Origin of the sequence: Streptomyces sp. NPDC005494, assembly GCF_042872025.1 — a bacterium.
In the GTDB taxonomy this organism is placed as follows: Bacteria; Actinomycetota; Actinomycetes; order Streptomycetales; family Streptomycetaceae; genus Streptomyces.
This window is the reverse complement of sequence record NZ_JBIAJR010000002.1, coordinates 510006-536532: the sequence shown is the minus strand read 5'-3', so window position 1 is coordinate 536532 and position 26527 is coordinate 510006. Positions and strand designations below refer to the sequence as shown.

General features: G+C 72.3%; 24 protein-coding genes. 10 read left to right on the top strand and 14 right to left on the bottom strand.

Annotated features, from left to right (window positions below; translation table 11 throughout):
- Positions 1-33: 33 nt before the first annotated feature.
- Positions 34-570, top strand: a complete 537-nt coding sequence (locus ACFYQ6_RS08175) for a cysteine hydrolase family protein (protein ID WP_388761588.1) — start codon at positions 34-36, stop codon at positions 568-570.
- Positions 571-682: 112 nt separating this feature from the next.
- Here the strand turns inward: ACFYQ6_RS08175 and ACFYQ6_RS08170 are convergent, their stop codons facing one another.
- The 6 genes from ACFYQ6_RS08170 to ACFYQ6_RS08145 all read right to left on the bottom strand — a co-directional run bounded on the left by ACFYQ6_RS08170 (position 683) and on the right by ACFYQ6_RS08145 (position 7277).
- Entirely contained in the window at positions 683-1354 is a 672-nt protein-coding gene (locus ACFYQ6_RS08170; protein ID WP_388762226.1) for a sigma-70 family RNA polymerase sigma factor, read from the bottom strand.
- 278 nt (positions 1355-1632) lie between these two features.
- Positions 1633-2328 (bottom strand): hypothetical protein, encoded by a 696-nt coding sequence (locus ACFYQ6_RS08165; RefSeq protein ID WP_388761585.1) that lies wholly within the window; start codon positions 2326-2328, stop codon positions 1633-1635.
- Positions 2329-2537: 209 nt separating this feature from the next.
- Complete coding sequence (locus tag ACFYQ6_RS08160; RefSeq protein ID WP_388761582.1) at positions 2538-3950, bottom strand: PepSY-associated TM helix domain-containing protein; 1413 nt, start codon at positions 3948-3950, stop codon at positions 2538-2540.
- 735 nt (positions 3951-4685) lie between these two features.
- Entirely contained in the window at positions 4686-5567 is an 882-nt protein-coding gene (locus ACFYQ6_RS08155) for a hypothetical protein (RefSeq protein WP_388761579.1), read from the bottom strand.
- Positions 5568-6084: 517 nt separating this feature from the next.
- Complete coding sequence (locus ACFYQ6_RS08150) at positions 6085-6519, bottom strand: VOC family protein (RefSeq protein ID WP_361572440.1); 435 nt, start codon at positions 6517-6519, stop codon at positions 6085-6087.
- A 209-nt stretch (positions 6520-6728) separates the two neighbouring features.
- Complete coding sequence (locus tag ACFYQ6_RS08145; RefSeq protein WP_361572442.1) at positions 6729-7277, bottom strand: YciI family protein; 549 nt, start codon at positions 7275-7277, stop codon at positions 6729-6731.
- Between the two features lie 199 nt (positions 7278-7476).
- Between ACFYQ6_RS08145 and ACFYQ6_RS08140 the strand changes: the two genes are divergently transcribed.
- Entirely contained in the window at positions 7477-8676 is a 1200-nt protein-coding gene (locus ACFYQ6_RS08140; RefSeq protein WP_361572445.1) for a phospholipase D-like domain-containing protein, read from the top strand.
- 96 nt (positions 8677-8772) lie between these two features.
- Here ACFYQ6_RS08140 and ACFYQ6_RS08135 read toward each other — a convergent pair whose 3' ends face one another.
- The gene (locus ACFYQ6_RS08135; RefSeq protein ID WP_388761575.1) at positions 8773-9756 is read right to left on the bottom strand and encodes a MerR family transcriptional regulator; all 984 of its coding nucleotides are present in this window, start codon (positions 9754-9756) and stop codon (positions 8773-8775) included.
- Between the two features lie 92 nt (positions 9757-9848).
- On the opposite strand from ACFYQ6_RS08135, the gene ACFYQ6_RS08130 reads away from it, so the two are divergent.
- The 5 genes from ACFYQ6_RS08130 to ACFYQ6_RS08110 all read left to right on the top strand — a co-directional run bounded on the left by ACFYQ6_RS08130 (position 9849) and on the right by ACFYQ6_RS08110 (position 16447).
- A complete protein-coding gene (locus ACFYQ6_RS08130; protein ID WP_388761572.1) occupies positions 9849-11456 on the top strand; it encodes an alpha/beta hydrolase in 1608 nt (535 codons plus the stop codon).
- A 233-nt stretch (positions 11457-11689) separates the two neighbouring features.
- The gene (locus tag ACFYQ6_RS08125; protein ID WP_388761570.1) at positions 11690-12955 is read left to right on the top strand and encodes an NAD(P)/FAD-dependent oxidoreductase; all 1266 of its coding nucleotides are present in this window, start codon (positions 11690-11692) and stop codon (positions 12953-12955) included.
- Entirely contained in the window at positions 12952-14181 is a 1230-nt protein-coding gene (locus tag ACFYQ6_RS08120) for a lycopene cyclase family protein (RefSeq protein WP_361572456.1), read from the top strand. The genes ACFYQ6_RS08125 and ACFYQ6_RS08120 overlap by 4 nt, the downstream gene beginning before the upstream one ends.
- The gene (locus ACFYQ6_RS08115) at positions 14178-14891 is read left to right on the top strand and encodes a class I SAM-dependent methyltransferase (RefSeq protein WP_361572459.1); all 714 of its coding nucleotides are present in this window, start codon (positions 14178-14180) and stop codon (positions 14889-14891) included. Before ACFYQ6_RS08120 ends, ACFYQ6_RS08115 begins: the two co-directional genes overlap by 4 nt.
- Positions 14888-16447: an FAD-dependent oxidoreductase gene (locus ACFYQ6_RS08110; protein ID WP_361572462.1), complete on the top strand. Its 1560-nt coding sequence runs from the start codon at positions 14888-14890 to the stop codon at positions 16445-16447. Before ACFYQ6_RS08115 ends, ACFYQ6_RS08110 begins: the two co-directional genes overlap by 4 nt.
- Positions 16448-16462: 15 nt before the next feature.
- Here ACFYQ6_RS08110 and ACFYQ6_RS08105 read toward each other — a convergent pair whose 3' ends face one another.
- From ACFYQ6_RS08105 to ACFYQ6_RS08085, 5 genes are all read right to left on the bottom strand, one after another.
- The gene (locus tag ACFYQ6_RS08105) at positions 16463-17467 is read right to left on the bottom strand and encodes a DUF5914 domain-containing protein (protein ID WP_388761567.1); all 1005 of its coding nucleotides are present in this window, start codon (positions 17465-17467) and stop codon (positions 16463-16465) included.
- Positions 17464-18450 (bottom strand): phytoene/squalene synthase family protein, encoded by a 987-nt coding sequence (locus tag ACFYQ6_RS08100; protein ID WP_361572467.1) that lies wholly within the window; start codon positions 18448-18450, stop codon positions 17464-17466. Before ACFYQ6_RS08100 ends, ACFYQ6_RS08105 begins: the two co-directional genes overlap by 4 nt.
- Positions 18447-19979 (bottom strand): phytoene desaturase family protein, encoded by a 1533-nt coding sequence (crtI, locus tag ACFYQ6_RS08095; protein WP_388761564.1) that lies wholly within the window; start codon positions 19977-19979, stop codon positions 18447-18449. Before crtI ends, ACFYQ6_RS08100 begins: the two co-directional genes overlap by 4 nt.
- A 201-nt stretch (positions 19980-20180) precedes the next feature.
- Positions 20181-20720 (bottom strand): hypothetical protein, encoded by a 540-nt coding sequence (locus ACFYQ6_RS08090; protein ID WP_388761561.1) that lies wholly within the window; start codon positions 20718-20720, stop codon positions 20181-20183.
- A gap of 61 nt (positions 20721-20781) precedes the next feature.
- Positions 20782-21273 carry a carboxymuconolactone decarboxylase family protein gene (locus tag ACFYQ6_RS08085; RefSeq protein WP_388761558.1) on the bottom strand — a complete coding sequence of 164 codons (492 nt, stop codon included), beginning with the start codon at positions 21271-21273 and terminating at the stop codon, positions 20782-20784.
- Positions 21274-21396: 123 nt separating this feature from the next.
- Here ACFYQ6_RS08085 and ACFYQ6_RS08080 point away from each other — a divergent pair, with 123 nt between their 5' ends.
- Both ACFYQ6_RS08080 and ACFYQ6_RS08075 read left to right on the top strand, forming a co-directional pair.
- Positions 21397-22326, top strand: coding sequence for a pirin family protein (locus ACFYQ6_RS08080; protein WP_361572476.1), 930 nt, complete (start codon positions 21397-21399; stop codon positions 22324-22326).
- Positions 22323-22664, top strand: a complete 342-nt coding sequence (locus tag ACFYQ6_RS08075; RefSeq protein WP_361572479.1) for a GNAT family N-acetyltransferase — start codon at positions 22323-22325, stop codon at positions 22662-22664. Before ACFYQ6_RS08080 ends, ACFYQ6_RS08075 begins: the two co-directional genes overlap by 4 nt.
- 55 nt (positions 22665-22719) lie before the next feature.
- Here the strand turns inward: ACFYQ6_RS08075 and ACFYQ6_RS08070 are convergent, their stop codons facing one another.
- The gene (locus tag ACFYQ6_RS08070; protein ID WP_388761555.1) at positions 22720-24258 is read right to left on the bottom strand and encodes a glycoside hydrolase family 43 protein; all 1539 of its coding nucleotides are present in this window, start codon (positions 24256-24258) and stop codon (positions 22720-22722) included.
- 402 nt (positions 24259-24660) lie between these two features.
- Here ACFYQ6_RS08070 and ACFYQ6_RS08065 point away from each other — a divergent pair, with 402 nt between their 5' ends.
- On the top strand, positions 24661-25830 hold the full coding sequence (locus tag ACFYQ6_RS08065; RefSeq protein WP_388761553.1) for a PP2C family protein-serine/threonine phosphatase: 1170 nt from the start codon (positions 24661-24663) through the stop codon (positions 25828-25830).
- Here ACFYQ6_RS08065 and ACFYQ6_RS08060 read toward each other — a convergent pair.
- The gene (locus ACFYQ6_RS08060) at positions 25805-26404 is read right to left on the bottom strand and encodes a class F sortase (protein ID WP_361572488.1); all 600 of its coding nucleotides are present in this window, start codon (positions 26402-26404) and stop codon (positions 25805-25807) included. The genes ACFYQ6_RS08065 and ACFYQ6_RS08060 overlap by 26 nt on opposite strands.
- Positions 26405-26527 lie beyond the last annotated feature (123 nt).

Here is a 26527-nt window from a genome sequence, read left to right as displayed (position 1 = left end):
ACGCCATGCCCGGCGCGGTGAGAACATGCGGATATGAGCCGAACCGCACTGATTGTCATCGACATGCTCAACACGTACGACCATCCCGACGCCGAGCACCTCATCCCCTCCGTGCGTGCGGCTCTCCCCCACGTCGTGGAGCTCATCCGACGGGCGAGGGAGGGCGGCGTCCCCGTGATCTACGTGAACGACAATTTCGGGGAGTGGCGGTCCCACCACGGTGAGATCATCGAGACGACGTTGTCGGGTCCGCATCGCGAGCTGGTCGAGCCGGTGCTGCCCGACGAGAACTCACTGTTCGTCATCAAGGCCAGGCACTCGATCTTCTACGAGACACCGCTCACCTATCTCCTTTCACAACTGGACGTGGAACGCGTGGTGCTCTGCGGTCAGGTCACCGAGCAGTGCGTCCTCTACTCCGCCCTCGACGCCCACATCCGGCACCTCCGGGTGACCGTTCCCGATGACGCCGTGGCGCACATTCACGAGGATCTGGCGACGGCCGCCCTGCGCATGATGGAACGCAACATGGGCGCGACGGTGCGAAACGCCGAGGCCGTCGAGCTCTGAGCCGCGACGGCCTCCACGTTCGCCATCCCACTGCGCCCGGACGCACCGTCGGCGGCGGGACCGCCGGAGGGACTCGTCCGCCCTGCAGTACCCGCGTGCCGGAGAGGCGGTCTCACCCGGTAGGAGGCGGCGCCGCTCCGGCAATCGCCCGGTTGTCGCGCAGCCACCTCCAGTCAGCGGGACCGCGCACCGCGACGACGGCCACGGCCGCAGGACCGGCTTCGGCATTCCTCAGCAGCAAGGTCAACGAGGTGCGCGCCCTCGCGACCCGTGAACGCACGGTTCCGACGGGGCAACCTATCGCTTCGGCCGCATCGGCGTAGGGCAGGCCGAGGAGCTGGGTGAGCACGAAGGCTTCACGTCGCTCGGCCGGGATCACCGCCAGGAGTTCGGCAAGGGCGACTCCCTCGTCGAACCCCGGCAGGTCGTACGGCTGGGTCCGCTCGGCCGCGCTCTGCCAGTCGGAGCGATCGGCGAGCCTGGGCCGGGCGGCGGCGTGGCGGAGGCTGTCCGCGACGGTGCGGCGCGCGATGGAGAGCAGCCACGTGCGGGCGGAGGACCTGCCCTCGAAGGCGGGCAGGCTGGTGAGCGCCCGGAGGAACACGTCCTGGGTGAGGTCGTCGGCCGCTTGTGGATTGGCGCTGAGGTGGGCGACGTAACGCCTCACGTCACGGTGGAACGCCCGCACGAAACGTTCGGCTTTCGCGGGGTCCCCGTCCCGTGCCGCCAACGCGAGCCGGGTCGCCACCGCATCGGAGGCCTCCGTGTGCCAGGTGGGCTTCAGCGATTCGCCGTCCGGTGGGCACGGGGCCGGTGAACAAGGGGCCGACGGGTGCCGGGCATGGGGGCGTGTATCCGCCGGGTGTTCGGCGGGTGAGCGGTCGGCATCTGGATGGTCGGCAAGTGCGTGCTGGGCATGGGGCATCGCAACGAAGTCCTTACGGCACAGGAGATCCGGCGGCGCGCGTGGCGGGGCCGGTGACGGGAGCGGCCTGCCGGACGGCAGCGCCGAAGCCCGGGGCGCCGCGGATCCTCCGCGCACGCCTCGGGGAACCAGGCTGTCTAGGCGACAGCCGTCCCCGGGGGTGGGCCGCGTGAGGTGATGCTGTGCGCAAGCAGGAGTCGTGCAGGGGCCGGGACCGTGCGGGGACGCCGGACACGCGGGCGAGGTCGCTGCGGGGGCGCCGCCAGAGCGAGAAGGAGTTGGAGCGGAGTCCAGAGCCGCATCGCGAAGGATCGCAGCACGCGAAACACGGCCCGCTCCCCGTACGCGAGCCACAGGCCGCACAACACTGCGGCCAGCAGGTGCGCCACGAGCATCCCCGTCGAGGAGGTCAGGACGGACTCGGGGAGGCCGTGTACGGGCGGTGCCGCTCCCCCGGCCGCGTCGGCCGTCATGCCGTGCATGGCGTGGAGGCCGTGGCCGCTCGGCTCGAAGCCGGGAGGGGGCTGGTGCATCAGCCCGCCCAGGCCGGCGTTCGTGACGACGTCGGTTGCCTCCCGCTCGGAGAGCACGGATGAGCCCTCGCCGCACAGCAGCCGTTCGGCCCACTGGCGGGCGTAGGAGACCGGCTGCGGCGAAGGCCGATCGGCAGACGGGGCGAGGGTGAACACGGTGTGGAGTGCCGTCTGCGCCACGACGGCCGCCGACGTGACGGCGAACAGGCCCCGCTCACGTCCCGCGAGGGCCCACGCTGCCGCGGCCGTGCCTGCGAGTGCGAGGCACATCGCCCATCCGGCTACCGCTGTTCCCGACATGAGGACATGGCCTGTGGCCGCGAGCAGCACACAGACGGCTGCGAACACCGCAGCCCGTACAGCTCGTGAACACCGGCCTGGTCCCATGGCGGCCCCATCCTCGCACCCACGGACCTCGCGGCGCAGGAGTGCCTCCCGAAACGGAGCGGGACGCTGGGGAGTTCGGACCGCGCCGGCCTGCGGTCCCGGCACGGTCCGAACGTGCCCCGTCAGTCGGCGGAAGCGTACGTACGCCTCCCCCGCCGGTAGGCGATCTCGCCGAGTGCGATGTCCACGGCCAGGAAGGCGGCCAGCGGGATGCCGAGCAGCGGCACGAAATACCCCAGGGCCGCGACCGCCGCGATCAACGGAACCAGGATGTGGGGCGGGACGTTCTGCCAGGTGCCGCGCGGCATCGGGCGGCCGAAAGCCGAGCCCCGCCCGCGCTGCCACCACATCCGGTAGCCCAGCACGATCAGCAGCATCAGGCCGGCGGTGAGCGCGGCGAGCACGATCTGGTTGACGAGTCCGAAGAGCGCGCCGGTGTGGGCGTCGATGCCCCAGCGGGTCAGCTTGGCGAGCAGCGGGAAGTCGGCGAACCGCACCACGTCGATGACTTCACCGCTGGACGGATCGATGGCGACGGCGTCCTGCTTCTCGGGCCAGCTCCGCTGGATCTGCCGTACGACGTACGCGGACGAGGCATCCGCCGGGGGCACGATCTCCACCGGGTTCGACAGCCGTTCGGCGCGGGCAGCCTCCAGCACCGCGTCGAGCCCCACGCCGCCGTCCGGCGTCACCCCCGTTCCGCCCGCCTCCGTGTGGCCGGCGTGTTCATCCCCGGACGCGAGACCGGCCGCGACCGCCGGAGTCGTCTGGCCGATGGCCTCGCGCAGGTCCGAGACGCTCTGCCCGGCGTACGTCGACCATGTCAGACCGGTCGCCGACAGGAAGAAGAGCCCGATCGCCGCCCATACGCCCACCGTGCCGTGCAACGAGAGCGTGCGCCGCCGGCCCTTCGTGCCCCGCAGCTTCCTGCGGGCCCTGCGTCGACCGAACCAGAGCACGAGGCCACCGCCTGCTATCACCCACAGCCAGCTCGCGGCGAGTTCGCTGTACAGCCGTCCGGTCTGGCCCAGGTGCAGATCGCGGTGGAGCTCGTCGATCCAGGTGCGCAGAGGGAGGGCACCGCTGGAGCCGTACTGCTCCAGGGTTCCGGTGAGCTCAGCCGTGTACGGGTCGACGAACACGGCCAGGGTGTGGTCCGGGTTCACCCCAGGAACTCCGGACAGCAGCACGCGCGTCGTCGCTCCGTCCTCCGGCGACGGACTCACCGCGCTGATACTCCCCTCCGGATGTGCCTCCCGGGCAGCCGCCACCTGACGCGAGATCGGCAGCTCGTTCTTCCCGACGGGAACCCGCAGTTCGTCCGCGTACACGAATTTCTCGGCCTGGTACGAGCCAGCGTAGAGGAGGCCCGTCGCCGCGGCGACCAGGATGAACGGCGCGATGAGCACCCCGGCATAGAAGTGCAGCCGCAGCACCAGCGGCCGGAGCCATGCCCGGCCTGGCGCAGCCGGTGGCGAGGGTTGCCGCGACTCCTGCCCGTCGGGCGAAGGTCGTACGGCCGGCTCGACGGACATGACTGCTCTCCTCACGGGCGGAAACGGGACGGGCAGACCGTGGTCAGCCGGTCCAGTAGTCGGCTCGGAGGGCACGCTGGTTCCCGGCAGTTCACCGGCGTCGTTCCGGGAGCCGAAATGCACCGGAACAGCCGCACGGAGGTTCGGGGGCATGCGGAGGTCTCCCGGTGACCCGAGCGCCGTTCGACCGCGAGGAGGCGTTCTCACTTCTTCGCCGCGGGGCGGCAGGGGTGGAAGAAGTCACGCAGTTCCTTGGCGCGTGGAGTTCCGGCTCCTCGAAGGCCGCGCAGTGACCCCCGGCGCGCGGGCTCGGTCACACGCACCGTGTCGGCCGAACGTTCCAGTCAGGCCCGCGGCGGACGGACGATGCCGCCCGGGAGGAGCGACCTGAGGGCACGTCGACCCGCCGGGTGAGGGCTTCGTAGTGTGGACCTCGGCGTACGCCTCCTCCGTCGCACCCCAGGCCTGCGCGCCCCGGAGCCAGGCGTGTTCCTCAGACATGAGCTGGGCCCACAGACCGGCGACGGAGTCGAGGGGCGGCCCGGCCGGAGTACCCGAACCCCGGCATGTCGGGTACGACCACGTCGAACGCGTCGGCGGGATCGGCACCGTACGCGGGCTCGGGGCGGGGCTGGACACCGGACATGTGGCGCATCCTGGAGCGCGCACAACACCGGACACCGGCGTGTGACGCGAACCGCGCATCGCCGCGGCCCGCGCGTCACACGTCGGCGGCTACTTGCGGGGCGCCTGGTAAAGACCGCGGCCCGCACGGTGCGCGCGCGATGTGGCGACGAGCCTGTCCAGTGTGCCGCGCACGGTGTTGATGCTGCCCGCGGTGAGCTCACGGCCGAGCGCCTCCGTGACGTCCCTGGCGCGCAGGGCCTTGCCGCCCGAGGCTGCCACGATCTCCATGACCTGCTCCGTGAGGCTTCCGCCCTCCGGCACCGCAGGAGCGGACGCCGACGCGGACGACGCCTTCGGCGCACGGGCGGGCTTCGCGGTCTTCGCGGCCGTTGCTGCCTTCACGGGCTTGACGGACTCGGCGGACTTGGCGGACTTGGCAGCCTGACCGGACTTGGCGGACCTGGCGGGCTTGGCGGTTGCCTTCTTCGCCGGCTGCTCCCCCTGCTCCGCCGGTGAGGTGTCGGGCGTGCCGCTGGGCTTGACGGAGCTCTTGCGAGCACCTCCGCGGCCGGTTGCGGCCACTTCCTTCGTCGCGGCCGAAACCTGCGTGCCCTTCGTCGCAGCCGTCACCGAAGAGTCCTTCGTCGCAGCCGTTTCCGAAGTGCCCTTCGTCGCGGCCGTCACCGAAGTGTCCTTGGCCTCGGACGACTCCTCGGGCGCGGAGGCCGTCGCTTCTGCGACGGTTGCGGGCACCGCCTGCTGCGGCTCCACCTCACCCACGGGTCGCGGCGCGGCTCCGTTCAGGACCGGAGGCACGGCGGAGAGGGCCTGCAGCGCGGTCAGCGCGGAACGGACCGAGCTCAGACGTGCGGTGACCGACGCGAGGTCCTTCTCCAGCGCCTGCTGTTGTTCCTCCAGTCGCGGAAGTTCCGCCTGCAGCAGGGCGGTTGTGGCCTCCACACCGCCTGGAGTGCTCTCGGGAAGCGTCATGTTGTCGCCTTTCGTATGCAACTCGGCTGAATAGACTATTGCACTTAAGGCTACGGGGTGTTGTGTTTCCGTCGGAATCGGGGCTGGAGGGTCTCGGAACCGAGCAGGGCGCGCTTTCGCTTTCCGGACACACCACGAACCCGCCGAGGGAGGCCGTGGACCACATCTCCGAGCAACGCCGCAACGGGAGCGTGCAGGAGCTCAAGGCGTACGGCTGTCCGGAGAATACGGCGGGGTCGACGCGCATGCGGCAATTTCAGGAGTTCGCCATGGCATGTCGCAGGTGCTCGGCGATGCCGCCGACTACCGCGCTCAGACTGCGACTTGTGTGCGCAGGGGGGCGGTCGGCACCAGCGGAACGAACGGGCCCGGCGCGACCGCTCGCGAGCGGTCGCGCCGGGCGAAAGCCCTTCGGACCGCCTCGGTCCGGGCCGGGGGGTCCGGGCGCTCGGGCGCCTACGGATCAGCAGATCACCGGACAGGAGAGCCGACGGGCCGGGGTTGTACGTGCGGTCACTCAGTCGAGACAGAACTCGTTGCCCTCGACGTCCTGCATCCCGATGCAGGACTCGTTCTCCTCGTCCGCGAGCAGCAGCCGCTCGCGGACTGCGCCGAGTGCGACGAGCCGTGCGCATTCCGCCTCGAGCACGGCCAGACGTTCCTCGCCGACGAGCCCTGTGCCGACCCGCACGTCGAGATGCACCCGGTTCTTGACGACCTTGCCCTCGGGCACTCGCTGGAAGTACAGCCGCGGCCCCGCCCCCGAGGGATCGACGCACGCGAAGGACGCACCCTGACGATCCCGCGGCAACGAGCGATCGTAATCAGCCCAGGAAGCAAAGCCCTCCGGGGGCGGCGGTACGACGTACCCCAGCACCTCACACCAGAAGCGGGCGACGCGCTCGGGATCCGCGCAGTCGAAGGTGACCTGAACCTGCTTGATCGACGCCATCGGCCCATCGTAGAGCGGGGCCCGTGCCGTCACCACGGATTTCTTCCGCGCCCGGGCCCGCCCTCTGGGGCAGACAGCGAGCTCCTTCTGGCGCACCGCTTGTCGACGTCGTCGCGGTCACGCGGGGCCCGGCGCCCCCGCGGCAGGCCGAAGCGGTCCGGCGGACGGACGACGCCAGGGTCGGTGCGACGGTTCCGGACTCCCGGTCGTCACGAGCGCCCCCCGAACTGCCAGTTGTGCACCTCGATACCGGCATACCGGTCCGGAGTCAGGAGGGCGCGCGCCGCGTCCGGGTCCGGCGCCCGGACCAACGCCGCCGTGCCCAGCCAGGTGGCGCCGTCGTCGGACAGCAGCGGCCCGTAGGCGATCAGCTCGTCCTGGAAGGGCGGCACGGCGAGGTCGGCGGCCTCACCTTCGCCCAGGCCGATCACCAGGTAGCGCCGTCCGTCGTCCGGCCCGCCCGGAAAGTCCCACATGGTGCGCCCCAGCGTGTTGCGCCATCGCCTCAGCAGCACGTCCCGGTAGACGCCGGCCTGGTAGTTCGGCTCGTCGAATGCGAACGCGCGAGCGGCCGCGAGGTCCGGCAGGTCGACGATGTGCACACTTCCGGTGGGCGTGTCGCCGTCGTCGGCCATGGTCGGGCCCCGGGCGATCAACTCTTTCGCATATCGATCCATGTAGGACCAGTGCTCTTCCAGCAGTTCAGCGCGCAACGCTGCGGAGCCGGGCCTGTCGCGGTGGTAACAGAGGAATTCCATGCCCGAGGATCTCGCCTCGGAGGCCGGCGTGTCGAGCGGGTTCCGCCGCGTCGACCACCGCTTGCGAGATCGAAATGCCCCGTAATGGCCTGATTCATCGTATGTCGCACACCACTCGATAGGCTCAGGCGTTCGAGGGTACGAGAGTAAGGTCGGCCTGCCCGTACCCCTGACCCACCGAAGAAAGATGTCCCGCGACATGGATGCGAGATCCACACTCACCAGTCTCGACGACGCCGAATTCGCGCGCCGCGCGCAACGGCTCCGAAGGCGGCTGGAGCGCCTGATCGGCATCGCCGCGACCGAAGGCAACACGCTCGATCCGCTCCGCAACGGTGACGAGATCTTCTCGGCGATGCTGGATTCCATCCGGAGCGCCGAACACACCATCGACATGATGACGTTCGTGTACTGGCGCGGTGACATCGCCCAGCAGTTCGCCGAGGCGCTGTCGGAACGTGCCCGCGCCGGTGTGCGGGTGCGGCTGCTGCTGGACGGCTTCGGATGCCGGCTGATCGAGAAGGACCAGCTGGCACTGATGGACGAGTCCGGGGTGGAGGTGGCCTGGTTCCGCAAGCCGTTGTACCTCTCGCCGCTCAAGCAGAACCACCGCTGCCACCGCAAGGTCCTCATCACCGACGAGGAGACGGCCTACACCGGCGGGGTCGGGATAGCCGAGGAGTGGTGCGGCGACGCCCGCGACGAGAACGAGTGGCGCGACACCCACGTGCGCGTACAGGGCCCGGCGGTGGACGGCCTGGCCGCCGCTTTCGCGCAGAACTGGGCCGAGTGCCACGACGAGCTGTTCACCGAACAGGACAGGTTCGTCGACGCCGCGTCGCACGGAGACGCGGTCGTGCAGGTGGTCCGCGGCTCGGCGGGCTTCGGCTGGCAGGACATGCAGACGCTGCTGCGTGTGGTGCTGGAGTCCGCCGAGGAGCGGCTGCGGCTCACCACGGCCTACTTCGCACCCGACGTGTACTTCATCGAATTGCTGTGTGCCGCGGCTCGTCGGGGTGTCAGCGTGGAGATACTGCTCCCCGGACCGCACACGGACAAGCGGGTCTGCCGACTGGCCGGGCAGAACTACTACGAGGATCTCCTCGCCTGCGGAGTGAAGATCTACGAGTACCAGCCGACCATGCTGCACACCAAGGCTCTGACGGTGGACGGTGTGGCTTCGCTGATCGGCTCGACCAATTTCAACCGCCGCTCGCTCGAACACGACGAGGAAGTGATGCTCGCGGTCCTGGCCAAGGAGTTCACCGCCACGCTGGACGGTCACTTCGAGGAGGACCTGAAGCGGAGCACACGTGTCGAGCGCGGCCGGTGGAAGCGCCGCTCCACCGCACAGCGCATGCGCGAGGCGGCAGTTCTGCCCATCCGCCGCTGGCTCTGACGCGCACAGAGGCCCCTTCGGTCACCCCTGCGGCCCCGTGCCGTCACCACGGTTCGCCCGGGGCCGGATGCTCGCCGGGCCGGCCGTCGGCGGGACTCAGCTCCTCGCCCGGCCCGGCCGCTGGGCGGGCAGCGCGATTCCCTGCTGGGTGTTCAGCGCGTCCAGGAGCCAGTCGTGCGCGGATCCCGGCGTGGGCTCCGGGCTCCCGTCGGGAGGGCTGATCAGCTCGGCCGTCAGTTCCCAGTACCGGTCGATGCGCGGGTCCGCCGCGAGGCGGCGGGCGAGCTCCCGGCGGAAATTCGGGGTGTCCGTGATGCCGCCGGCCGACGCGTAGGCCTCCACGAATCCGTCCAGGGCCTCCCCCTGGTGCGGCTCGCTGCCCGCGCGCATCCGCTCGGCGGCCAGGGCGTACGCCTGGGCAAGGCCCGCGTAGAGCACAGCGGAGTCCCGGGCTCCCGCCGCTCTGTGCGCGTGGGGCTGGGTGGGTTCGGTCCCCCCGCACGGACGGTCCACGAACGCGTACAGACGGGCGAAGGCCAGCACCTGAGCCGTTCCCGGGTCTTCCGGTGGCTGTGGAACCGCGACGTCCAGGAACGCGGTGACGGACCGCGCGGGCATGCGTGGCGGCAGCCAGGCGCGCCAGAACCTGGCCATCGGAGCGGTGTTCGGCGGCGCCGTCACCGCACCGACCAGCCGCAGGCGGTCCGCGCGTTCGTCCGGTGCGCACTCCTGCACCAGGCGCAGGGCCGCCTCCCGCCAGCGCAGGGCCCTCAACTGGGTGCCGAGCGTGCGCAACTGCCCGGCGACGGCGTCCTCCAGGGCACCGCCCGCCCGGCCGGCGGTGTCCTCCTCGTCGAGGATGCGGCGTACCGACGGGACGGGCAGGTCCATGGCACGGAGGGAGCGGATCAGCCGGAGCCGCGCGAGGGAGTCCGGGCCGTAACGGCGGTGTCCTCCGGCGGTGCGGGACGCCTCGGGCAGCAGCCCGCTGTCCGAGTAGAAGCGGACCGTCTTGACGCTGACTCCCGCACGCTCGGCGAGCTCGCCGATGCCGCACAGACCGTCGTACGACGAGAACACTTGAACCTCCCTCAGGGGGAGTTCCTACGGTACCCGCGAGAGGGGCCGGCGATGGGACCGGTCCTCTTACGACGGCTCGTCGAGGAGAGACCATGACCGTGTTCATTCTGGTGTCCGGCCTGTTCACCGGCCCGCATGTGTGGGACGACGCCGTCGCCAGGCTGACCGCCGAGGGCGCCGATGCCCGCGCGGTGGCGCTCTCGGGCCTCAGCGGAGCCCGCACGGCCGCAGGCGCGGTCGTCGATCTGGAGACGCACATCGCGGACGTCCTCGCGGTGATCGACTCCGTGGGGCGGCCTGGCGGCGGGGAGATCGTGCTGGTCGGCCACGACTACGGCATCCATCCGGTGCTGGGGGCGGCCGACCGGCGGCCGGGGCAGGTCGCCCGGATCGTCTACCTCGATTCGGCGATGCCGCAGGACGGCGTCCCCGCCTCGGCCGCTCTGCCCGACCCCCGGTTGCGTGCGCGCCTGGCGGGGGCGGACGGCGCAGGGAGCGGGTCGGACGGCGCAGGGAGCGGGGCGCACGGCGCAGGTACGGATCTGCCGCCACCCGCGCGTGGTGAATGGCAGCTGTGGGGCAGCACGGCCGGGGTCCCGGACGCGGCGCTGGACCGGCTCACCGCTCTCGCCGCTCCACACCCCCTGGGCACGCTGGTGCAGCCCCTGCGACTGACCGGCGCCGTGGCGTCGGTGCCGGTCACCGGAGTGCTGTGCACCGGCAGCGGAACGACCATCAGCATGGTCCAGACGCAGGTGGACTTCGGTGCCCCCGCCATGCGGGCACTGACCGCCCCGGGGATCACCTTCTTCGAACTGCCCACCGGACACTGGCCGATGCTGTCCGCCCCAGCCGCCCTCACCAAGGTGCTGCTCAGCGCCGCGGCCGGTGAGGGGCACCGGCTGACGGCTCCCGACGACGCCCGCCCGCCTGCCCATCTGCGGCCGTTCCTGCTGGACGTGCCGGGGATCGACCGGGAGCGGCACGCCGACTTCGATCTGTACGTGCCGCCCACCGCGCAGGGCCCCCTCCCGGCTGTGCTGTTCGTCCACGGCGGTCCGGTGCCCCCGCAGGCGCACCCGGCCCCCCGCGACTGGCCGGCCCTGACGGGGTACGCGCGGTCGGTCGCGGGGCGGGGAGTGGTGGGCGTGGTCGTCGAGCATCGTCTGCACGCCGTGTCCGAGTACGAGCGGGCCGCCGCCGACGTGGCCGCGGCGGTGGAACGGGTGCGGGCGGATCCGCGGGTGGACGCGGACCGGATCGCCCTGTGGTTCTTCTCGGGCAGCGGACCGATCAGCGCCGCGTGGCTGGGAGCTCCGCCGGCCTGGCTGCGGTGCCTGGCGGCCAACTACCCCGTCATGGCGCCGCTGCCGAACTGGGGGCAGTTGGACAGCCGCTTCCGCCCGGTGGACGCGGTCGCGCGCGCCGGTTCGCTGCCCGTCGTGCTGGTGCGGCCCGGACTGGAGACGGCGGCGATCACGGCCACCGTGGAGGAGTTCATGGAAGCGGCGGACCGTGCGGGAGCGAACCTGGAGGTGGTCGACGTACCGAACGGCCACCACAGTTTCGAGGGCGTCGATCCGACCGAGGAGTCCCGCGAGGCCGTTCGCCGTGCCCTGAGCATCGTGCTGCACCACCTGACACGGGGCTCACGGGCCGCGGGTGCGGTACAGACCGATCCGCACGACGCCGGACGGTAGCCGGTGGAGAGCGAAGCATCAGTGCGCTGAGCGACGCGCGGGGCCGTCCGGCCCCGCGCGCGGAGGGCGTGCCCGGCGACGGCCCGGCTTCGTACAGCGGCCCGGCTTCGTACAGACGGGTCACCCGTTGAGGGGATGCCCGTGGCGGCTGCTGGCTTCGCCGTCCCGTTCGTGATCGGCTTGACCACCCGCCGGACGTGCCGTCGCAGGCGGGACGGAGCTGAGGGGAACGGATGACGAACCGACAGCACCCAGCGCCGCCCGACACCGTCGTCGTCGGCGCCGGCCTCGCCGGGCTGGCCTGCGCGCTCGACCTCTGTGCGGCGGGACTGCGCGTCGAACTGCTGGAGGCCTCCGACGGGGTGGGCGGGCGCATGCGCACGGACCGCAGGGACGGATTCCTGCTGGACCGCGGCTTCCAGGTCTTCAACACCTCCTACCCACAGGTGAAGAGGCGCCTCGACCTGCGCGCACTGCGCCTGCGGCCGTTCACTCCCGGCCTCATCGCACGGACCACCTCGGGGCGGGTGCGCCTCACCGACCCGACCCGGCGTCCGCGGGACGCGGCGCAGCTGCTGCCGGGACGCGTGCTCCCCGCCCGGGACCTCGCCGCACTCGCCGCGCTCACCGCCCGGGACGTCCTGCTGCCCGCGAGGCGTCTGGGCCGGATGCCCGACCGCACGACGTCGGAGGCGCTCGTCCGCGCCGGGCTCTCGCCTCGGGCGATCGAGGACATCCTGCGGCCCTTCCTGTCCGGTGTCTTCCTGGAGGAGGGACTGGAGACCTCCGCGCGCTTCTTCCACCTGGTCTGGCGCAGCATGGCGCGCGGCACGTTGTGTCTGCCCGGCCGGGGCATCGGAACCGTGCCGGCCCAGCTCGCGGAGCGCCTGCCCGACGGGGTTCTGCGGCTCGAATCGCCCGTGGCCGAGGTCACGGACGCCGGGGTGCTCCTGGCGGACGGCCGGGAGCGGTCGGCGGCCTCGGTGGTCGTGGCCACGGACGCCGTGACGGCGGCGGGGCTGCTGCCCGGTCTGCAGGTACCGGACAGCCGCACGGTCACGACGTATTACCACGCCTCGGACCGCTCCCCCCTGACCGAGCCGACGCTGGTCGTCGACGGCGGCCTCGCCGTCCTCAACAGCTGTGTACTGACCGAGGTCGCGCCCGGATACGCCCCGCCGGGCACGTCCTTGATCTCCACCTCCGTGCTGGGCGCCGGCCCTCCGGGCGGGGAGGTGACGGTGCGCGCGCGGCTGGCGGAGCTGTACGACACCGACACGAGCGGCTGGGAGCCGGTTGCCTCCCGCACCGTGGAGGGCGCCCTGCCCGCCATGCGCCCGCCCTGGCCGCTGAGCCGTACGACGCGTGCCGGGGCCCCGGGCCGCTACGTCTGCGGGGACCACCGGGCCACCGGCTCCGTGCAGGGCGCGCTGGCCTCGGGGAGCCGGGCCGCACGCGAGGTGCTGGCCGACCGCGCGGCGGGAGCCGCCCGGACGTGACCGGCGGCGCCGAGGGGACGTACGACCGGGGGCGGCCGGTGGACGACGCGGTCGTGGTGGGCGGCGGCGCGGCCGGCCTCTGTCTGGCCCACTGGCTGACCAGGACCGGGACGACCGGCGTCACGCTGGTCGAGGCCCCCGAGGGCCCGCTGCGGCCCGCGGAGCGCACCTGGTGTTACTGGGAGGAGGGCCCCGGTGAGTTCGAGGAGGCCGTCGTGGCGTCCTGGCGGCGGCTTCGGGTGCGGGGGGCGGACGGGAGCGTCGTCGAGTCGGAGCCCGCGCCCCTGCGCTACCGCATGGTGCGGTCCCAGCCCTTCGAACAACTGGTCCACTCCCGGCTTTCAGCCTTCCCCGGAGCCCGGGTCCTGCGGGCCACCGCCCACGAGGTGCGCGACACACCGTACGGCGGCGAGGTGCGCTGCACGACGGCCGAGGGCCGGCCGCTCACCCTGTGCGGCAGGTACGTCTTCGACTCCCGGCCCGTGCACGGCACCCCGCCGCACCGCACCCTGCTGCTCCAGCACTTCCGCGGCTGGTTCGTACGCACCGCCTCCCACCGCTTCGATCCCGGCGTGGCGGACCTCATGGACTTCCGGGTCCCGCAGCCGCGCCACGGCCTCGCTTTCGGATACGTCCTGCCGCTCGCGCCGGACCGGGCGCTGGTCGAGTACACGGAGTTCTCCCGGCGGCCGCTGACGACGGCGGCCTACGACGCGGCGCTGCGGCACTACACCACCCGGGTGCTTCGGCTGGGCCCTCTGGCGGTGGACTCCGCCGAGCAGGGCGTCATCCCGATGACCGATGCCCGCTTCGCACGCCGGACCGGGCCCGCCACCTTCCGTATCGGCACGGCCGGAGGCGCCACCCGGCCGGCGACCGGCTACACCTTCGCCGCCGTGCAGCGCCAGAGCCGCGCCATCGCCGCCGCTGTGCGCGGGGGCCGCCCCGCCGTTCCGCCGCCGCACGGCCGCCGGGCCCTCGCCATGGACGCGGTCCTGCTCCGGGCGCTGGACACCGGGCGCGTCGACGGTCCGCGCTTCTTCACCGAGCTGTTCCGCCGCGTCCCGATGGAGCGGCTGCTGCGCTTCCTCGACGGCGGGAGCACACCGTGGGAGGAGTTCGGGATCGGGCTGCGTACGCCCGTGGGACCGATGCTCCGCACCGCGGCCGAACTGCCGTTCCTCACCCGCCGGTCCGCCGGCCGATCCGGAGAGAGCCCTCCATGACCCTGCTGCGGGACCATGACCTGGCCCACGCCTTCGATCACGCGTCGCACACCTACGACCGGCTCACCGCCATGAATCCCGGCTATCACACCGACCTCCGCCGGTCGGCGTCGCGTCTGCGGCTGCCGCGCGGCGGACGCGGCCTGCGGCTGCTCGACCTCGGCTGCGGTACGGGCGCGTCGACACGGGCTCTGGCGCAGGCCTTTCCGGATGCCCGGATCACGGCTGTCGACGCCTCCGCCGGAATGCTGGAACGGGCCCGGGCCAAGCGCTGGCCGGCCGGCCTCCGTTTCCTCCACCGGTCTGCGGAGGAACTCTCCGCCGCGGCCGACGAGGGACCGTACGACGCCGTCTTCGCCGCCTACCTCTTCCGCAACGTCACCGACCCGGACGCGGTGCTCGGCTCGGTGCGCGCCCTGCTGCGGCCCGGGGGCCGGCTCCTGGCCCATGAGTACAGCCTCAGTGGGTCCGCGGTACACCGTGCGGTGTGGAACTCCGTGTGCCGGGGCGTCATCGTCCCGGCGGGCACACTGACGGGGGACCGTGCGCTGTACCTCCACCTGTGGCGCAGCGTGCTGGCGTTCGACACCGCTCCGGAGTTCGCGCGGCGGATCTCCCGCGCCGGGTTCCCGTACGTGCGCACCGTGCCCGTCGCCGGCTGGCAGACCGGTGTCGTCCACACCTTCGCCGCCCGGACGGAGGCCCCGTGAACGCCCGCACACGCTCCGGCGCCGCCCGTCACGGACGCGACCGGCGGGCCCAGGTATTGCTGCCGGCGCCGGGACGGGCGCGCCTGACCGGCGATGTTCCGTCCACGGCGGTCGTCGGCGGGGGCATCGCGGGACTCGCGGCGGCGACCGCGCTCGCCGAGCGCGGCGTACGCGTGACCTTGTACGAACGCGAGGAGAGTCTCGGTGGCCGCCTGGCCGGGTGGCCGGTCCGTCTCGCCGACGGATCGCAGGCGACCATGAGCCGCGGTTTCCACGCCTTCTTCCGGCAGTACTACAACCTGCGGGGCCTGTTGCGCCGTACGGACCCCGGCCTCAGCTCGCTCACCCCGCTGCCGGACTACCCGTTGCGGCACCGCGACGGCCTGGCGGACAGTTTCGCGCACATGCCCCGGACCCCGCCGTGGAGCGCCCTCGGATTCGTCGCGCTGAGCCCTGCGTTCGGGTGGCGGGACCTCGCCGCGATGGAGCCCCGGGCCGCCCTTCCGCTGCTGGACGTACGCGTGCCCGAGGTGTACGAGCGGTTCGACGACATCAGCGCGGTGGACTTCCTGCACCGGATCAACTTCCCGCACGCCGCACGCCATCTGGCCTTCGAGGTGTTCTCCCGGAGCTTCTTCGCCGACCCGCGCGAACTGTCCGCCGCCGAACTCATGGTGATGTTCCACATCTACTTCCTGGGGTCGTCGGAGGGCCTCCTCTTCGACGTGCCGCGTGAGCCGTTCCCCCAGGCGCTCTGGGAACCGCTGGCGGGATACCTGCGGGGGCACGGCGCCGAGGTGCGGACCGGCACACACGTCCGCCGTGTCCGGACGCTGGCGGACGGGGACCTGGTCGTGGAGTGCGAGGGGGCGGCCGACCGGCACCAGGCCGTGGTCCTCGCGCTCGACACACCGGGGCTGCGCCATGTCGTGGGCGCCTCCGAGCAGTTGGGGGACGCGGCCTGGCGTGAGGATGTCGCCGCTCTGCGCACCGCTCCCCCGTTCCTCGTCTCCAGGCTGTGGCTCGACCGGCCGGTGCGCGACGACCGCCCGGGGTTCCTGGGCACGAGCGGGTACGACGGTCTCGACAACGTCAGCGTGCTCGACCGCTGGGAGGGAGAAGCGGCCCGATGGGCGGCGGGGACAGGCGGAAGCGTCGTCGAGCTCCACGCGTACGCCGTCGACGAGGGCGCCGAGCGCAAGGAGGTGCAGCGGCGGATCCTCGACCGGCTGCACGAGGTGTACCCGGAGACCGCCGACGCCCGGGTCGTGGACGCCGTCCACGAGTGGCGTGCGGACTGTCCCGTCTTCTCGGTCGGCGGCTACCGCCGCCGTCCGGCCGTGCGCACGCCTCACCCGCACGTCACCCTCGCCGGCGACATGGTCCGCACCGGCCTGCCCGTCGCGCTGATGGAACGCGCGGCGACCTCGGGCTTCCTGGCCGCCAACCAGCTGCTCGCCGGCTGGGGTGTCCGGGGGCAGGCGCTCTGGACCGTCCCCCGCTCCGGCCGCTCCCGGCTGCTGGGCGCCCTCGCGACGCGGGCCGCGCTGTACTGAGGCCCCGGCTGAGCGTCACCCAGGAAAGCGTCCTGTGCTCCGGAGCGACCAGCGGCGTTCGGCGTACGCGAGGTCGTCGCGCCAGAGCCGTCCCGCCGTCCGGCGCATCAGGGGCCGCAGGACCGGCGCGGCGGCTCGGGCCAGGATGAAGCCGCGCCGGTCCGAGGCCGCGACGACCGCTTCCACGACAGCCGTCCGGGGCCGCGTGGCGCCCGGGGCGGTGAGGGGCGTGGCATGGGTCTCCACGACCGAGCCGGCGCCCTCGCCGTCCGTGATGTGCATGACGACCGTACGGGGCTCGGGCGCGGTGAACACGGCCCGTACGGGCACCACCAGCCGGCCCGCGACCTTGAACGAGACGTCGACGGCGAACGCGTCCTCACCGCCGTCCTCCGGACTGCCGACCACCTTCAGGCCCACGAACGCGTAGGGGTGGAACCAGGATCCGTGCCAGGGGTCCAGCCGGTTGGCGACCACGTCCTCCGGTTCGCACCGGCCCACCGCCGTGTACACCGCGTCGACCGCGCGGCCCGCTGCCGGCCGTCCGGGCACGACCGGGTCGCCGAGCGGCGGCTCGCCCCCCACCGCGTCGAGCCGGACCCACACCAGCACCCCGTCGTCATGCACCGGGTACGGCTCCCATCCGGCGAACGGCCCGCCTTCCAGGGCCAGTCCGTGCCAGTGGCACAGCAGCGTCCCGCACACCACCCGGCTGTCGCGCAGCGGGGCGCCGAGGTGGGGGCACTCCCCCGGGCCCGCGCGCAGCGTGCCGTCCTCGGCCCGCCACAGGACGATCTCCACGCCTGCGACCGTGCGTCCGCAGGGCCGGTCCTCCCGGGCACCGATCTCGCGTGAGGCCCCGACGACGTACCAGTTGCCCGAGGGCCGTGCCCCGGCACGTTTCAGCGCTTCGGCGATCAGCGCAGGCTTGGCGTCGCGCCAGGTCGCCGCCTGCCGCTCCCAGCGTGGTGCGCGGCGCATCCTCAGCGGTGGGGTCCACCTGTGGCGCGGTTCCTTCATCGGCGGGCACCTTCCGTTCCGGCGACCGGGCGCGGCGACGGCCGGTCCGGCCGTGGGCGCATCCGCGCGGCCAGGACGCGGGCGAGCCCGTCGGCGGCGGCGGCGGCACGGCGTCCGCGCGGCACGACGGCACGGCGGTGCAGTACGGCGTAGCCGTCGTCGGCGATCGCGTCGAGGATGCCTCGGTACAGCGTGAAGGCCGTGCGGATACAGGGGCGCACCCTCGGTTCCAGTATGGCGATTCCCGGTTCGGCCTCCTGGTACACGGCGCGGGTCATCGCCTCGGCCTCGACGAAGGCGGCGCGGATGCGCGGGTCGTGCCGTCCGCTGCGGCGGCTCCACTCCAGCAGGGGGCGCTCCACCCCGTGGGCCGCGAGGAGGTCCGCAGGCAGGTAGACGCGTCCCCGGTCCAGGTCCTCGCCCACGTCGCGCAGGAAGTTGGTCAGCTGGAAGGCGACGCCGAGTCCGGCCGCGTGCGGTGCGGCCTCCTCGCGGTCCACGACCGTCCCGAGCACCGGCAGCATCTGGAGCCCGATCACCGCGGCCGAACCGTGCATGTAGGCACGCAGATCCTTGTACGTCGGATAGTCGGTGACGCTCAGGTCGCTGCGCATGGACGCCAGGAAGTCGGCGAACAGCGTGTGGTCGATGGCGTAGCGCTCGGCGGTGTCCGCGACGGCCCGGACGACGGGCTCGTCGCCGCCTCCGGTGCGCAGCCCGTGTACGAGGTCGCTCTCCAGCAGACGCAGCAGACGGTCGCGCTCGGCGGGTGGCTGCCGGCGGTCCAGGTCGTCCACGATGTCGTCGGCCCACCGGGCGAATCCGTACAGCGCGTGGACGGCGCAGCGGCGTTCCAGTGGCAGGAGGCGGGTCGCCAGGAAGTACGTCCGGCCGTGCCGGGCGTTGAGGCCGCGGCAGCGGGCGTAGGCATCGCGCAGGGCCGGGCCGGTGATCCCGGCGGCGTCGAGTTCACGGCGGTTCATCGGTCGTGCCCTTCCATGACAGGCCGGCGGGGCGCACCGGTGACGCGCCGGGAGCCCGTGATCCGGGCAGCGGCGAGCTTGCCGCTCACGAGCACGGTCGGCACCCCGACCCCGGGGGTCGTCCCGCACCCCGCGAGCACGACGTTGTCGAGGCCGCGTACGAGGTTGCGCGGACGGAACGGCCCGGTCTGGGCGAAGGTGTGCGAGAGGGAGAAGGGGGTGCCGGCGGCGTGTCCCTGCGCCGTCCAGTCCACGGGCGTCACCAGTAGTTCGCTGTCGACGGACGCCGCGAAACCGTCCAGCCCTCTGCGCTCCAGCTCAGCGAGAAGGCTGTCGCGGTAGCGGGGTCCGAGGTCGCGCCAGGTGGCCGCGGGCGGTCCTGTGGTGGTGTTGGGGCACGGGGCGAGGACGTAGTGCAGGTGTCGTCCCTCCGGCGCGAGCGACGGGTCGTGAGTCGTGGGCCTGGTGATGAGCAGCGAGGGGTCGCTCATCACCTGGCCGGTGCGGGTGAGTTCGTCGAAGGTCCGCTCCCAGGCGCCGCCGAAGGAGATCGTGTGGTGCGCCAGTTCCGGCCAGGTCCGGTCCGTGCCGGCGTGCAGGATCACGGCCGACGGCGAGTGCCGCAGACGTACCGGGCGCCGCGGGGCCCGGCCCAGGAGCCGGTGCACGACGGGCAGGTCCGGGGTCAGGACGACCGCGTCGCAGGCGATCCGCTCGCCCGAGGCAAGCCTCACGGCCCGTACCCGTCCGGAGGACCGCTCCAGACCGCTCACCTCGGCGGACCACCGGAACCGGCCTCCCGCACCGGCCGCCGCGTCCGCCATCGCCCTGGGCAGGGCGTGCATGCCGCCCTTGGGGAACCAGACGCCCGCCACGGTGTCCATGTAGGCGATGACCGCGTAGGCGGCCAGAGCGCGGGCGGGCGTGACTCCGGCGTACAGCGCCTGGAAGGAGAAGACCCGGCGCAGCCGCGGATCCGAGAGGAAGCGGGCGATCTGCGGATCGAGCCGCCCGAAGCCGCCGAGGGCGGCCAGCCGTGCCAGGTCCGGGTGCAGGAGCTGGAGGGGCGAGTCGAAGTTGGTGTCGATGAAACGGCGCATCTGCGCCTGGTAGAGCCGCTCCAGCCAGGCCCGCAGCCTGCGGTAGCCGTCGGCTTCCGCCGCTCCCGCGAAGCGTCCGACCTCGGCCTCCATCGCCTCGCCTTCGGTGTGGACGTCCAGGTGGCTGCCGTCCGCGAAGCGAGCCCGGTAGGCGGGGTGGAGCGGTACCAGCTCCACCCGCCGGTGGAGGCTGTCCCCCACCGCGGCGAAAGCCTCGTCGGCCAGGTGGGGCATGGTCAGCACGGTGGGCCCTGTGTCCACCCGGTAGCCGTCCATGTCCAGCCGCCCCGCCCGGCCGCCGGGGCCGGGGTCCCGTTCGACGACGGTCACGCTGCGGCCCGCGCCGAGCAGGTGGAGGGCGGCGGCGAGACCGGACAGACCGGCTCCGACCACCACCACGTGGTCCGTGGGACCGGACACGGTTCTCATACGTCCTCCCGTTCCGGGCGGGTGCGGTCCCCGTGACCGCCCACCGGTATTCCAGACGCGAGGGCGACACGGATGCAGTACCCCTGCCGGGCGCACGGCACGGTGAGGGCGGAGTTCACCCGTACGGCGGATGGAAAAGGGCGGGAGGGGGTCGGAAGGAAGGGAGCGGGAGGCGGACGGAGCCGCCGGGTCACCGTCGGCTCAGCCGCTGTCCGACACCCAGGTCGTACGGTTCTGCTCGGGGTGGACGCGCGCCCGGGGACACACGCCCGCGAGCGCGTCCTTGAGCAGCCGTACGTCGTTGGCCGGCGGGTTGAACGCGGCCCGGGTGCGGTAGGTCCTGCGGCCGAAACCCAGTTCCAGGATGTCGTGCCCGCTGCTGTCGGCGGACCGGTACCCGACGGTGAGGGGCCTCAGATCCGTCAACGTGCCGAGGGGCAGGGTGACCTGCGCACCGGAGTGCCTGCGCAGCACCAGCAGCGAGGGGCTGCCGGGCCTGATGTCGGCGGCCACGACGGACCGGCGGTCGCGTATCCACGGGGGGATGAGAATGCTCCCCCAGAAGAGCGCGAAGACGCCCCCGAGGAACAGTCCGGCCACCGGCTCGGGCACGAGGACCCCGACGACAGCCAGGACGTGCGCCAGGGTCAGGACGACGCCGAGGGTCCGGTCACCGTGCGCCGGGCGGCCACTCGTGTACATCTCCCAGTGGAAGCCGTCGGTTCTCGCGTCCTCGGTCACGGCTTCAGGATGGTGGTTCGGGACCGGCCGGGGAAGGGTGCGTACGAAGACTCCCCCGGAGTCACTGCCGGGGCACACCGCCGCGCACGGGGTGCTTGCTCATGATCGACACGCGGTTGAAGGCGTTGATGGTGACGGCCACCCAGATCACGGCGGAGATCTCCTCGTCGGAGAGGGTCCGGCGCGCCAGCGCGTAGGCGTCCTCCTGCAGGGCGGCGTCGGCGGGGCTCGTCGTCGCCTCCGCGAGGGCGAGGGCCGCGCGCTCCTGGGCCGTGAACAGCTCGGTGTCGCGCCAGGCTGCCAGGACCCCGAGGCGCCGGGTGGTCTCACCCTCGCGGAGCGCGGCCCTGGTGTGCACGTCCAGGCAGTACGCGCAGCCGTTGATCTGTGACACCCGGAGGTTGACGAGTTCCACCAGGGCGCGGTCCAGGCCCGCCTCCGCGGCGACCGTGCGCGCGGCTTCGGCGGTCTGCGCCAGCGCGTGATAGGCCTTCGGGCTCTGCTTGTCGACGTAGACCCGCTTGTCCACGCCGACCGTGTCCGTACCGTTCACCCTGAGCTCTCCTCACCGGGGCGTGCCGCCCCGAGCCGGTCCGTGCGCCTGGACGGCGGACGGCTTATCATCAAGCATGATTGTTGAACATGAAATCACTCTTTGCGGGCCGGGGTGCGCGCGATGAGCGGTGTCGAGGTGCTTTCCGCGCGCGAGGTGCCCCTGGGCGGCCCGAGAGCCATGACGGTGCGGCGCACACTGCCGCAGCGAGCGCGGACGTTCATCGGGGCCTGGTGCTTCATCGACCACTACGGTCCCGACGACGTGGCGACGACGGGCGGGATGGACGTGGCTCCCCATCCGCACACCGGACTGCAGACGGTCAGCTGGCTGTTCAGCGGGGAGATCGAGCACCGCGACAGCCTGGGCAGTCACGCCTTCGTACGCCCCGGTGAGCTGAACCTCATGACCGGCGGTCACGGGATCAGCCACACGGAGGTCTCCACCCCCCGCACCACGGTCCTGCACGGCGTGCAGCTGTGGGTGGCGCTCCCGGAGGAGCACCGGAACACCGGACGCGACTTCCGTCACCACGTACCCGGCCCCGTCCACCGGGACGGCGCGGTCATCAGGGTCTTCCTGGGTTCACTGGCCGGCGACACCTCCCCCGTCCCCTCCTTCACCCCGCTGCTCGGAGCCGAGATCGTGCTCGCGCCGCACACGAGCACGACGCTCGACACGGACGTCTCCTTCGAGCACGGCCTCCTGGTCGACCAGGGCGACGTCCGTATGAGCGGAACCCTGCTGCGCCCCGCCGAACTGGGCTACCTCGCCCCGGGGAACGCCACGGTGACACTGGCCAACGAGTCGGACGTCCCCGCCCGAGCCGTGCTCGTGGGCGGTACCCCGTTCGAGGAACAGATCGTCATGTGGTGGAATTTCGTGGGCCGCAGCCACGAGGACATCGTCCGGGCGCGCCAGGACTGGGAGGCCGCGTCCGAGCGGTTCGGCCATGTCGACGGCTACCCCGGCGAACGGATCCCCGCCCCTTCCCTCCCGAACGCCACCATCGCACCGCGTGGCAATCCGGCTCACCCGAAAGGCACCCGATGACTCAGCCCGCCGCCACCCCGACCGTCGAGAACGTGGACGCGAGGCACCGCTACGAGATCCGCGTCGGCGAGGTGACGGCCGGACTCACCGCCTACCGGGACCGTGACCAGCAGCGCGTCTTCTTCCACACCGAGATCGACGACGCCTTCGCGGGCCAGGGCCTGGCGTCCGTGCTCGTACGCGAGGCGCTGGACCACGTACGGGCGTCGGGGAAGCGGATCGTGCCGGTCTGCCCCTACGTGGCGAAGTTCCTCAAGAAGCACGAGGAGTTCGCCGACATCACGGACCCGGTCACCCCGGAGGTCCTGGAGTGGCTGGAAGCCGCGCGGCGCCGTTGAGCGTCCTGCCGCGACCCGGTACGCCGATGGGGCGGCCGGGCCGCGGCGAAGGCCGTCAGGCGGGCCGCAGCTCGAACCAGTCGAAGGCGGGGGCGCCCTGGGTCGCGTACATCCCGATGACCCGTCCGGTGAAGCCGCCGGCGACCTCGGTGGTGAGGTAACGGCCGTCGAGCTCCGCGAGGATCTCGAAGTGGCCGTCCTCGGTCTCGTACCCGAGGCGGAGCGTGTCGGGTCCGCCGACGCGGAGCCCGGAGAGGAGCCCGGCCTCGGCCTCCTCCGGCCGCTTCGTGACGGTGGGCGGCAGCACGCCGGTGGTGGTGATGTCGATGCGCAGCGTCAACGGTCCGGTCGGCAGAGCCCGTTCAGCCAGGGTCTGACGCAACGGGCCGATCCTCGCCACGGCGCGCACCGCCCCGTCGACCGCCTCCACCTGGTAGTGGTGCCCCTCGTCCAGACGTACCGCGATCCCGCCCCGGTCGCCCGCAGACACCTCGACCCGTGTCCGCGCGCTGCAGTCGGGGTCGCGCTGGCGCCGGCCCACGAACAGGGCGCCCGGCTGGTCCAGGCTGTCCGCACGGGCGTGCAGCACGAGCCGTCCTGGCTGTTCGTCGAGACGTACGTCGCCCGGCTCACGGCGTCTCGTCGACACCCAGCAGGGCGCCAGGGCGGGCGCGTCGAAGTCGTCGCGGTACGGCTCATCGGGCCAGGGGTGCGCAGGGAGCGCCGGGGCCTCCGCCCGGAGTTCCAGCGGCCCGGGCAACGGCCACTCGTCCTCCCAGCGGACCGGCACCAGGAAGGTCTCGCGCCCCATGCCGTGGAAGCCCGGGGTGTCACCGCGGGGCCTCGTGCCCAGCAGCACCATCCACCACGTGCCGTCCTGGGCCTCCACGAGATCGCCGTGTCCGGTGTTCTGCACCGGGTGCTGCGTACTGCGGTGCGACAGCACGGGGTTGTCCGGGTGCGGCTCGAACGGGCCCGGCAGGGTGCGGGCACGGGCCACCGACATGGCGTGGCCGCTCTCCGTACCGCCCTCCGAGAGCAGCAGGTACCACCAGTCACCGATCCGGTAGAGGTGAGGGCCCTCGGGGTACTTGAGCCCGCTGCCCGACCACATCGCCACGGGTTCGCTCAACAGCTCGCCCGTGTCCGGCTCCAGGCGTACCGCCCGGATGCCGTCGTTCGAGTAGACGCACCAGCAGTTGCCGTCGTCGTCCCAGGCCAGGTCGGGGTCGATCCCCGGAATGGCGACGGGCACGGGTTCCGACCAGGGGCCGGCCGGGTCCTTCGCGGTCACCAGCACGTTGCCCGCCCCGGCCACCACGGTGGTGATCATCCAGAACCGCCCGTCGTGGAACCGCAGGGTGGGCGCGTACACCCCGCACGAGGCGGGGGCCGTGTCCGGCAGTTCGAGCTGCGAGGGACGGTCCAGGGCGTGCCCGATCAGCCGCCAGTGCACGAGGTCCCGGCTGTGCCAGAGCGGTACGCCGGGGACGTACTCGAAGCTGGACGTCGCCACGTAGTAGTCGTCGCCCACGCGGCAGATGCTCGGATCCGGACTGAATCCGGGTATCACGGGATTGTCGAAGAACGCCATGTCCGTCCTCAGGTGGGTCGAGGTCGCGCGGGCTGTCGGGCCTCCGCGCTGGACGGGCCTTCAGGCGTACGCGGCCCCCACGGCCAGTTCATTGAAGCGCTTCGAAGATCGCACCCGCGCATCGGGCTGTCAACAGTCTTGCGCGACGGACCACAACCGGGCACAGAGGGCGAGGCAGTGCGTGTCAGGCGCGCGACAGCCGAATCGAAGCGCTTCGACTGTGACCGGCTGTGACCCGGCGCCGAGGGCCGCGCGCCCGGCGTGCCCGGGGCTTCCTGCTGCCTCGCGGTGCGGCCCGGGCTCCGGAGTGCGGAACGGGCCGGCCGGCTTCAAGGTCGGGAGGGAGGACGCAGAGCCTGCCCCGGCGGCGGCCTGCCTGACGCACCCCTGGAAGGCGATGCAGTGAGCCCGTATCGCACGGCGACCGGCCTGACCACGCACGCGCCGCAGAACGAGAGCGACCTGCTCCCCGCGTGGACACGTATCGCGCCGTTCGTGCTGGTGGTGCTCGCGCTGGCCGTCGATCTGCCCACGCCGGGGCCGTTCAGCGGGGACGTGTTCCTGATCCTGAGCTCGATGCTCGCCTCGTGTGTGTACTCACAGCGGGCGGTGGTCGGCGTGGCCGTCCTCAACAGCCTGGCCGGGCTGATCCTTCTCTTCTGGAGCCACATGTCGACCGGCCCGGAACACGCGGTGGTCGACTACGCCGCCATGGTGGTCCTCGCCTGGGCGTCCGTGCCCCTGTGCCGTCTGCGGCTGATCCTGCGCCGCAGACTGCAGGGTGCCAAACAGGTGGCCGAGAGCGCCCAGCGCGCCGTCCTCCCTCCCGTGCGGGCGTGGTGGGGGGACACCTGGATCGCCGTACGGTACGAAGCCGCCTCGGACGCGGCCTCCGTCGGTGGCGATCTCTACGCGGCGGAGCACACCCCGTTCGGGGTGCGGCTGCTGATCGGTGACGTCCGTGGCAAGGGGCTGGACTCCCTGCCTGGTGTCGCCGCTCTGGTGGGCTGTTTCCGCGAGGCCGCCCACCACACCCCGACACTGCCGGAGCTGGCCCGCCATCTCGACGCGGTGGTGGCCCGTCATGCCCGGGAGATCGCCGAGGTCAGCGGTGAGGACGCCGTCGAGGGCGAGCGGTTCACCACGGCGGCGATCGCCCAGATCCCGGCCGACGGCGCGGAGGTACGCCTCATCAACCGCGGCCACTGCCCGGCCTTCCTGGTGAACGAGGGCTCTCTCCAGGTCTGGGAGCCCGGGGATCCCGGGCTGCCCCTGGGTCTCGGCGAGTTCGACACCGGTCCGTGGGCGGACGAGTCCCGTCCCTTCGGTCCGGGGCATCTGCTCCTGCTGTGCACGGACGGCCTTCTCGAGGCCCGTAACTCCGAGGGGCGCTTCTACGCGCCCGACGACGACCTGCGCCAGGTGTGGCGTCTAGGTCCCCCGGCCGTGGTGGAGAAGCTCGCCCGGGCGGCGCACCTCCACACGGACGGGGTCCTCGCCGACGACCTGGCCCTGGTCGCCGTCACCCGTGTGGAGCAGGCCGGGGTCAGCGGAGCTTCGCGTAGACGATGAGGTTGTCCACGGGGTGGCCGTCCGCGTCGAACGCTCCGTCACACGTGATCAGACGGAGCACCCGCTCGCCGGTCGCCCCGTACACCTTCTCGGTCGGGAAGGCCATCTTCCGGACGGTCTCCGTGCCGGTGACCGTGAAGTGCGATTCCTCGCCGTTCCCGTCGGCCACCACGATGTCCGCCCCTTTCTCGATCGCGTGCAGGTCGTGGAAGACGGCCTTGCCGAAGCGGGTGTCGTTGTGGCCTATGAGGACCGCGGCGCCCTTCTCACCAGGGACGGCACCGCCCGCGTACCAGCCCGCCGTCATGCCTTCCTCGGCCGGTGGGACCTCGACCGTGCCGTCCTCGTTGAGTCCCAGCCGCAGCAGCGAGCTGTCTATGCCGAGTGACGGGACCGTCAGCCGGGCCGGGGCGGGGGCCTTGGGCGCATCGGCGGACCGGGTTGCCGCCGAGGAAGCGCTGCCCGAGGGCGCCGGGGCGTCCGTCGCGCCGCAGCCCGCGAGGGGGGCGAGCAGCAGTGCGGTCGCCGTGAAGGTCACGGCGGCCCGCCGGAACGGGTTCGGGGTGAGGGGCATGAGAACTCCGGTGCGTGATGAACGAGAACGAGAGGCGGAGAGAGGAACGGCTGATGGCGCGCCCGCCCCCCGAGCAGGGAACGGCTGGTGGCGCCGCCCAGTCGCGGGCAAACTGCTGGTGGC

What these genes read in the sequence shown, in the direction of transcription:
- ACFYQ6_RS08175 (WP_388761588.1), top strand. Translation starts at nt 34, where the DNA reads ATGAGCCGAACCGCACTGATTGTCATCGACATGCTCAACACGTACGAC.
- ACFYQ6_RS08165 (WP_388761585.1), bottom strand. Translation starts at nt 2,328, where the DNA reads ATGTCGGGAACAGCGGTAGCCGGATGGGCGATGTGCCTCGCACTCGCA.
- ACFYQ6_RS08160 (WP_388761582.1), bottom strand. Translation starts at nt 3,950, where the DNA reads ATGTCCGTCGAGCCGGCCGTACGACCTTCGCCCGACGGGCAGGAGTCG.
- ACFYQ6_RS08155 (WP_388761579.1), bottom strand. Translation starts at nt 5,567, where the DNA reads ATGACGCTTCCCGAGAGCACTCCAGGCGGTGTGGAGGCCACAACCGCC.
- ACFYQ6_RS08150 (WP_361572440.1), bottom strand. Translation starts at nt 6,519, where the DNA reads ATGGCGTCGATCAAGCAGGTTCAGGTCACCTTCGACTGCGCGGATCCC.
- ACFYQ6_RS08145 (WP_361572442.1), bottom strand. Translation starts at nt 7,277, where the DNA reads ATGGAATTCCTCTGTTACCACCGCGACAGGCCCGGCTCCGCAGCGTTG.
- ACFYQ6_RS08140 (WP_361572445.1), top strand. Translation starts at nt 7,477, where the DNA reads ATGGATGCGAGATCCACACTCACCAGTCTCGACGACGCCGAATTCGCG.
- ACFYQ6_RS08130 (WP_388761572.1), top strand. Translation starts at nt 9,849, where the DNA reads ATGACCGTGTTCATTCTGGTGTCCGGCCTGTTCACCGGCCCGCATGTG.
- ACFYQ6_RS08125 (WP_388761570.1), top strand. Translation starts at nt 11,690, where the DNA reads ATGACGAACCGACAGCACCCAGCGCCGCCCGACACCGTCGTCGTCGGC.
- ACFYQ6_RS08115 (WP_361572459.1), top strand. Translation starts at nt 14,178, where the DNA reads ATGACCCTGCTGCGGGACCATGACCTGGCCCACGCCTTCGATCACGCG.
- ACFYQ6_RS08105 (WP_388761567.1), bottom strand. Translation starts at nt 17,467, where the DNA reads ATGAAGGAACCGCGCCACAGGTGGACCCCACCGCTGAGGATGCGCCGC.
- ACFYQ6_RS08100 (WP_361572467.1), bottom strand. Translation starts at nt 18,450, where the DNA reads ATGAACCGCCGTGAACTCGACGCCGCCGGGATCACCGGCCCGGCCCTG.
- crtI (WP_388761564.1), bottom strand. Translation starts at nt 19,979, where the DNA reads ATGAGAACCGTGTCCGGTCCCACGGACCACGTGGTGGTGGTCGGAGCC.
- ACFYQ6_RS08080 (WP_361572476.1), top strand. Translation starts at nt 21,397, where the DNA reads ATGAGCGGTGTCGAGGTGCTTTCCGCGCGCGAGGTGCCCCTGGGCGGC.
- ACFYQ6_RS08075 (WP_361572479.1), top strand. Translation starts at nt 22,323, where the DNA reads ATGACTCAGCCCGCCGCCACCCCGACCGTCGAGAACGTGGACGCGAGG.
- ACFYQ6_RS08070 (WP_388761555.1), bottom strand. Translation starts at nt 24,258, where the DNA reads ATGGCGTTCTTCGACAATCCCGTGATACCCGGATTCAGTCCGGATCCG.
- ACFYQ6_RS08060 (WP_361572488.1), bottom strand. Translation starts at nt 26,404, where the DNA reads ATGCCCCTCACCCCGAACCCGTTCCGGCGGGCCGCCGTGACCTTCACG.